A 7,167-nucleotide genomic window follows, 5' to 3' on the forward strand; every position below is an offset into this window, starting at 1 on the left:
TACAATCTTATAAGTCTTATAAAAAACATAGTAAAAAAATTAGCATCTACAAATAATATCTTCCAAGCTAACTCTTTAAAAGTAAAAAAGAGGGGTTTCCCCCTCTTTTACTCATCTCCAATTAAGCATCTAATATTCCACTTTTAGCAGCTTTAATATAATTAGCACAGTACTGATCATTACCTAAAATAGTTTCCGCTGCTGTAATTAGAGCTATTATTCTCTCATCTAAAGGATCCATAATAGCACTATCCATCCCTCTACTCATTGCTAATAAGACAAAAGCTTGATTTAACAAGGGTCTTTGAGGCAAGCCATGCGAGATATTACTTAAACCGCAGGTAATATGAACTTCGGGATATTCATTTGTAATTTCATCAATAGCATTTAAAATCTGAACTCCCATCTTCTCATCGGTACCAATAGGTTGAATAATCGGATCAACATAGATATCCTCTTCAGACACTCCGTCATTACTTAAATCTTCAATTAACTTAGTAGAAACTCTAATTCTATCCTCAGCATCCTGGGGCATCCCCCCATCATCCATTGCTAAAGCTACTATTGAAGCGTTATACTCTTTGATTAAAGGTAAGGTCTCTTGATAACGCTCTTCTTCGGCAGTAATTGAATTAACTAAAGCCTTTCCTTTATGAATCTCTAGCCCTCGTTCCAAAGCCGCAGGATCAGGGCTATCTATACAAAGGGGAACCTCCACTACCTCTTGTACTGTCTTTACTAACCACTCCATAGCCTCCACTTCTTCTCTAATCAAAGTTCCACAGTTTACATCAATAAAGTCAGCTCCAGCTCCTTCCTGTTCTTTAGCTAACTTTTGAATAAATTCTTTATCTCTATCTTTAACTGCTGGCTCTACTTCTTCTCTACTAGTATTGATTAATTCACCAATAATGATCATTTTTTATCAAGCTCCTTAAATTTTATTTTAAATTCAAAATTAAACAAATTAGCTGCTAATCTCTTCTCCCATTTCAGCTTCCATTGCTGCAATAACCTCAGCTTCTCCAGGTCTTAAAGCATCCATACTATCACTCTTCCAGCCGTATTTTAAAGCAGTAATAACCAATAAGCCTATGGCAATTAAAATCAGTACCAAACCAGCCAATAATACATTGCCCTGAGCTACATAAACCGGCAAGACTGAAATTAAAGAGAGTTCAATAATAGAAATAAAAACATAAGCCATTCCATAATCCTCTAAAGTGCCACTTCTAAATTCTGGATCTACTACTCTAAGCAAAGTAATTCCCATAGCTACAATACCCGTTGTCCAACCATAGACAAATATACCTCGCTCAAACCAGAAGTTTTGGAATAACTTTCTACTACAGATGAATAAAAAGAAGACTCCCCAAAGCAAACCAATTATAGTCATAATTATAATTGGGGTTATATATTCAGCCACTATGGCTACATTTATTCCAGCTACTCCAAAGCCTACTAAGTAATCAGTAGCAGTACTACCTATTCTAACTATCACATCTCTATCTACATATTCCTGTAATTTGAAGATATTCAAAGCAAACTGTAAAACTACTCCTGCTAACATAGATAAGCACATCATTGGCAGATTAAAACCGAAACCTAAAGAAGCCCAGGCTTCATAGGCATAATAACCACCGGCTGTAGCAATCAAAACTAATAATAAATGCCAACCTAGAGGATCTATTGACATTGGATTTACCGTACTCTTACCCATAGACTGTTGATCTTCAGCAGATACTAGTCCAGTCCGCATACTATCAGGCAGTTCAGCCATAGTAGTTATGAACTTAGTTGCCTTAGCTCTAGTAGCATAATTAATTAAAGCTAAGCCACCAAAAATACCAACTAAAATACCGATAGTAGCAAAGGTCTGACCTATAGTTAATGCTTCACTCCAACCTGCTACATCTTCTAAAGTTCCACCTATAGCTGCTGCATAACCGTGCCCACCAACAAAACCAGCTGGCTGTAAAATCGGAAAAGCTTCCGGCACTCCTGGAAAAAAGCGACTAATTATAAAACCACCAAATAATAAAGCAGTTCCAAAGCCACCAAGTTCCGCTGCTAAATTAAGGGTAAAGGTGTCACCTACTTTATCCACCACCTGTTTAAACTTAGCCTTCTGTTTTCTACCAATAAACAAAGAAGCAAATAAGACTACCACTAACAAATAAGCATAGCTAGCAATGTTCTCACTAAAGGGTAATACTCCCAAAAACTGATCTGATAAAAATAAGCCTAAAAATCCAGCAATCAACGATGAAGGAAAATAAAGACGCTGAATTATTTTTACTTTAGCTCTTAAATACTGAGCTATAAACAAGAGCAAGGACATTAAAGCAAAGTCCATTAACATATCATAAGGTCCAAAATTCATATTATTACCTCCTCTTTTTCTAAATACTCTCCATTTTCTTTCTAAGTCAACTTAATTACTTCCTTATTCAAATCATCTTCACCTGCTGGAATTTAATCCAGCAAGGAGCTATCAATCAGTTCCTCACTATCCTTATTTAAGATTTCTCTGGCAATCTCTTTAGCCTTATCTCTAGCATCAAGTGCTCCTGCTTCTACCCAATCATCCCAATCACTAGCCTCATATAACTGGTCATCGAAAAATTCTGAGCGCATATACTGCATAGTAGTATTTGCAGTTAAGAAATTACCACCCGGGCCCACCTCTTTAATATCCTCATAGGCCAATCTTTCTTCACTAAACTCCATTCCTCTCAATACTCGCTTAGCCATTCCAATCATCTGATTATCAATAACATACTGCTCATAAGCAACAGTCATTCCACTATCTAAGAGTCCTGCTGCATGATGGATATAGTTAGTCCCTGTTAAGGCCGACATCAAGAGATTGGACATCTTCTCATAGCCTGTCTGAATATCGATTGCCTTAGTATCAGATACACCAGCAGTATTATAAATAGGTATCTCGTAATACTGTGCTAATTCAGCACAGGCAGCATTCATCATACCCATCTCAATAGAAGCAAATCTAAAGTCAGAGCTTCTCATATCCATAGTAGTTGGCACCACACCATACAAAACTTTAGCTCCTGGATTGATTAACTGGCTAAAAGTAACCATAAATAAGGCTTCAGCATTAGTCTGCACTATAGTTCCCGGTAAAGTAATAGGACTGGTAGCTCCAGCAATAGGAGCAGTACCTCCTACCACAGGCACACCTCTCTCTACAGCATATCTAAAGTAATCAGTATAGTCTCGTTCCATAGTTAAAGGACTCATAATATTAGCTATAAAGGAGATAAAGGGTCTTTCTCTCAATTCAACCTCTGAACCTGCTATCTTCACCGCTGCATCAATTACTTTTTTCTGACCCTCTTGAGTATAAACCCCACCCATAATATGCTTAGTTGTATTCTCCAAGGAATTAAAGAATCTAATCTGATCTGCCTTTTCCTTTCCTGCATCATCTGGAAAGACAGGAATCACAAAGAAATCTACATTATCTAAGTTTTGAACCAGTTTAGCAATCTGGCTTACATCCTTTGAGGTAGTCTTTCGTTTCTCCCCCGTCTCCAGATCGAGTATATTTACCGCAGTACCACCAGTTCCCATATAAACATTAGTACCACCTAACTCTATATGTTGATCTGCCTCTCTACCATATAAGATAACTGTGGAAGGAGCAGTATCTATTGCCTCCTCCACCATAGTATTAGGAAGTCGAACTATCTTTTCCTGAAAATCAACTTCTGCTCCTCGCTCAGCAAATAAATCTAAAGCCTTTTTATTCTCCACCTTAACTCCTACTTCTTTCAGAACAGCAAGTGTTTTTTCGTGAATTCTCTCTACTTGTCCCTGATTAAAAAATTTAAGCGAACCACCTTGGTATGTCTCTTTCATTTTATTTTCCTCCTCCTTCTATAAAGCTAAAATCCATATTCAACAGTCTATTTTATTACCTCTTTAAGCAATAAATTCTCGAGCTAAATCAGTAGCAGTACTTCCATCAGGTGCATATCCATCGGCTCCAATCTCATCAGCAAAATCCTTGCTAACTGGTGCTCCTCCTACCATTATTTTAACCTGCTCTCTAACTCCTGCTTCTTCTAAAGCTTGTACTGTCTCTTCCATAGCCGGCATAGTAGTAGTTAAAAGAGCAGATATACCTACTATATCCGGCTGATTCTCTTTAACAGCTTCTACAAATTCAGCTGCTGGAATATCTATTCCAATATCAATTACTTCAAAGCCTGCTCCTTCTAGCATCATAGCTACTAAATTCTTACCAATATCGTGCAAATCCCCTTCTACAGTACCAATTACTATGGTCCCAGCAGAAGAGCTTTCCCCATCTGTTAAAAGTGGTTTCACAATATCCATCCCCGAATGCATCGCCTTGGCAGCAATCAACACTTCAGGTACAAACATCTCATTAGCCTTAAATCTTTTACCTACTACATCCATCCCTCCTACTAATCCCTGACTAATAATCTCTTGTGGCTTCTCTCCAGCATCTACTAACTCTTGAGTCAACTCAGCTACCTTCTCCACTTCACCAGCAATCACTGCCTCAATAACCTCTTTAATTTCACTCATTTTAATAATCCCCCTTTAATAGTTATAAATCCTGAGATATAACTTAATATTCACAGTAGGCTTTTGCATAATATAGCCTCTTCACTCTATTAAACTTGCAATTTTAATGCCAAAGAAGCTAAATTGAATTATTTTTTTCTAACCCCTGTTGCAATAGGCTTTTTTAGGCCTTTTAAACTTCTAAATATTTTTTTAGTAATCAAAAGTAATTACGTTATCATTTTCACAATGAAAATATTGAGCTAACTAATTTCTATGAGTCATCGAAACTACTGAGTTTAGAGTTATTATTTTCATTCTGAAAAAATATATCAGAATGAAAATAATATAAAAAAACTCCAGGCTTTGAAATTTAAAGCACGGAGTTAATTTAGTATATTTCTTAATTTTCAACGACTAAATATTTTTCTATTAAAAAAGAGAGGTTTCCCTCTCTTTTTTTTATTAAACATCCAATATTCCACTTTTAGCAGCTTTAATATAATTAGCACAGTACTGATCATTACCTAGCAGAGTTTCAGCACCTGTAATCAAAGCAATCATTCTTTCATCTAAAGGATCTATAATAGCACTATCCAGTCCTCTACTCATTGCCAATAAAACAAAAGCCTGATTTAATAATGGCCTCTCAGGCAATCCATGCGAAATATTGCTTAAACCACAGGTAATATGTACTTCAGGATATTCATTTGTAATCTCATCAATAGCATTTAAAATCTGAACACCCATCTTCTCATCGGTACCAATAGGTTGAATAATCGGATCAACATAGATATCCTCTTTAGGCACTCCGTCACTAGTCAAGTCTTCAATTAACTTAGTAGCAACCCTAATTCTATCCTCAGCATCCTTAGGCATTCCTCCATCATCCATTACTAAAGCTACTACTGAAGCATTATACTCCTTAATCAAAGGTAAGGTCTCTTGATAACGCTCCTCTTCAGCAGTAATTGAATTAACTAAGGCTTTTCCTTCGTGAATTTCAAGTCCTCGCTTCAAAGCAGCAGGATCAGGACTATCTATACAAAGTGGCACCTCTACTACTTCCTGTACTGTCTTTACTAGCCACTCCATAGCCTCTACTTCCTCTTTAATTAACGTTCCGCAGTTTACATCAATAAAGTTAGCTCCAGCCTCTTCCTGCTCTTTAGCTAACTTTTGAATAAATTCTTTATCTCTTTCTTTAACTGCTGGTTCTACTTCTTCTCTACTGGTGTTAATCAATTCGCCAATAATAATCATTTACAATCACTCCCATTATTTTTATTTCAAATCTAATGAAACAATATTGGTATATTGTTTCGTTGAGTGTGGGGGTCAAACAGGTGTTTCACGTTAAAAAGATTATTTTTATGCTTCTAAAACTCATCTCCACTAAAATAAGAACCTGCCAATTTTAATTAGAAAAATTGTCTAAACCAGTTCTTATTTTAGTTCCGATTCGTTAAGAAGCATTACAAAATAATCTTTAATATCACTTAGAAACACCTGTTTGACCGAGCTGATAACGAAAACTTGCAAGTTGATATGTTTCAAAGAGCGACTCTGAGAATAGCCCGGAGGCAAGGATGCCGAGAGGGCTATTCTCGAGAGTGAAGGAGACACGAAGGCTCACTAACCTTCCAATCTAATTACGCAAGGTAAGGTTAGTACTAGTACATCGAGTACGTCGGACTGAACGGCAAGTGGTTGAAACATATCAACTAGCTCAGGCTTTCGATAATAGCTATATAGGGAACGCAACAATAGAACGATATTGTTTTGTTCTTAAAACTTGAACTTAATTTTTTGAACTTAATTTATCCTCTATCCTTTATCATCTATTCTCTGAACTAAGCAATAAACTCTCTTGCTAAATCAGTAGCACTACTTCCATCCGGAGCATAACCATCAGCACCAATCTCATCAGCAAAATCCTCACTGACTGGAGCTCCTCCTACCATAATTTTCACCTGATCTCTAAGACCAGCCTCTGCTAAGGAATTAATAGTCTCTTCCATAGCCGGCATAGTAGTAGTTAATAAAGCCGAAAGTCCTACTACATCAGGCTGATGCTCCTTAACTGCTTCTACAAATTCAGCAGCCGGAATATCAACCCCCAAGTCTACTACTTCAAAACCTGCTCCTTGCAACATCATAGCTACTAAGTTTTTACCAATATCGTGTAGATCACCTTCCACAGTAGCCATTACTACAGTACCAGCAGAGGCACTCTCCCCTTCCGTTAATAGTGGTTTAACAATATCCATCCCCGCGTGCATAGCTTTAGCAGCTATTAATACTTCGGGCACAAACATCTCATTCGCCTTGAACCTATCCCCCACTACATCCATACCAGCAACTAAGCCTTCTTTAATAATCTCACTGGGCTTTTCTCCAGCATCTACTAACTCTTGAGTCAACTCAGCCACTTTCTCTACTTCTCCAGCAATTACCGCTTCAACAACATCCTTAATATCACTCATTTTAACAGTCCTCCCTGTTATTATAATTTTTAATCTTAGTATTTAGTATCACTAGCATTGCATAAAAAATATTTTCATTTGTCAAGGGTAAATTTTTATTAATTATATATCCCTTAAATGTAAA

6 protein-coding genes are annotated in these 7,167 nt (G+C 36.9%); all 6 read right to left on the minus strand.

What is annotated here, in order from left to right; translation table 11 throughout:
- Positions 1-121: 121 nt before the first annotated feature.
- On the minus strand, positions 122-919 hold the full coding sequence (locus MWH30_RS09800; protein WP_248663898.1) for a methyltetrahydrofolate cobalamin methyltransferase: 798 nt from the start codon (positions 917-919) through the stop codon (positions 122-124).
- A gap of 48 nt (positions 920-967) precedes the next feature.
- Positions 968-2,383 carry a sodium/glutamate symporter gene (locus MWH30_RS09805; RefSeq protein WP_248663899.1) on the minus strand — a complete coding sequence of 472 codons (1,416 nt, stop codon included), beginning with the start codon at positions 2,381-2,383 and terminating at the stop codon, positions 968-970.
- 92 nt (positions 2,384-2,475) lie between these two features.
- Positions 2,476-3,882 carry a trimethylamine methyltransferase family protein gene (locus tag MWH30_RS09810; protein WP_248663900.1) on the minus strand — a complete coding sequence of 469 codons (1,407 nt, stop codon included), beginning with the start codon at positions 3,880-3,882 and terminating at the stop codon, positions 2,476-2,478.
- Between the two features lie 63 nt (positions 3,883-3,945).
- Positions 3,946-4,578 (minus strand): cobalamin B12-binding domain-containing protein, encoded by a 633-nt coding sequence (locus tag MWH30_RS09815; protein WP_248663901.1) that lies wholly within the window; start codon positions 4,576-4,578, stop codon positions 3,946-3,948.
- A 444-nt stretch (positions 4,579-5,022) separates the two neighbouring features.
- A complete protein-coding gene (locus MWH30_RS09820; protein ID WP_248663902.1) occupies positions 5,023-5,820 on the minus strand; it encodes a methyltetrahydrofolate cobalamin methyltransferase in 798 nt (265 codons plus the stop codon).
- Between the two features lie 590 nt (positions 5,821-6,410).
- Positions 6,411-7,043 carry a cobalamin B12-binding domain-containing protein gene (locus MWH30_RS09825; protein WP_248663903.1) on the minus strand — a complete coding sequence of 211 codons (633 nt, stop codon included), beginning with the start codon at positions 7,041-7,043 and terminating at the stop codon, positions 6,411-6,413.
- Between the last annotated feature and the right edge of the window lie 124 nt (positions 7,044-7,167).

The sequence above is a fragment of the Fuchsiella alkaliacetigena genome (assembly GCF_023227765.1).
In the GTDB taxonomy this organism is placed as follows: Bacteria; Bacillota; Halanaerobiia; order Halobacteroidales; family Acetohalobiaceae; genus Fuchsiella; species Fuchsiella alkaliacetigena.

Coding starts and splice junctions, on each gene's coding strand:
- MWH30_RS09800 (WP_248663898.1), bottom strand. CDS start 919: ATGATCATTATTGGTGAATTAATCAATACTAGTAGAGAAGAAGTAGAG.
- MWH30_RS09815 (WP_248663901.1), bottom strand. CDS start 4,578: ATGAGTGAAATTAAAGAGGTTATTGAGGCAGTGATTGCTGGTGAAGTG.
- MWH30_RS09805 (WP_248663899.1), bottom strand. CDS start 2,383: ATGAATTTTGGACCTTATGATATGTTAATGGACTTTGCTTTAATGTCC.
- MWH30_RS09825 (WP_248663903.1), bottom strand. CDS start 7,043: ATGAGTGATATTAAGGATGTTGTTGAAGCGGTAATTGCTGGAGAAGTA.
- MWH30_RS09810 (WP_248663900.1), bottom strand. CDS start 3,882: ATGAAAGAGACATACCAAGGTGGTTCGCTTAAATTTTTTAATCAGGGA.
- MWH30_RS09820 (WP_248663902.1), bottom strand. CDS start 5,820: ATGATTATTATTGGCGAATTGATTAACACCAGTAGAGAAGAAGTAGAA.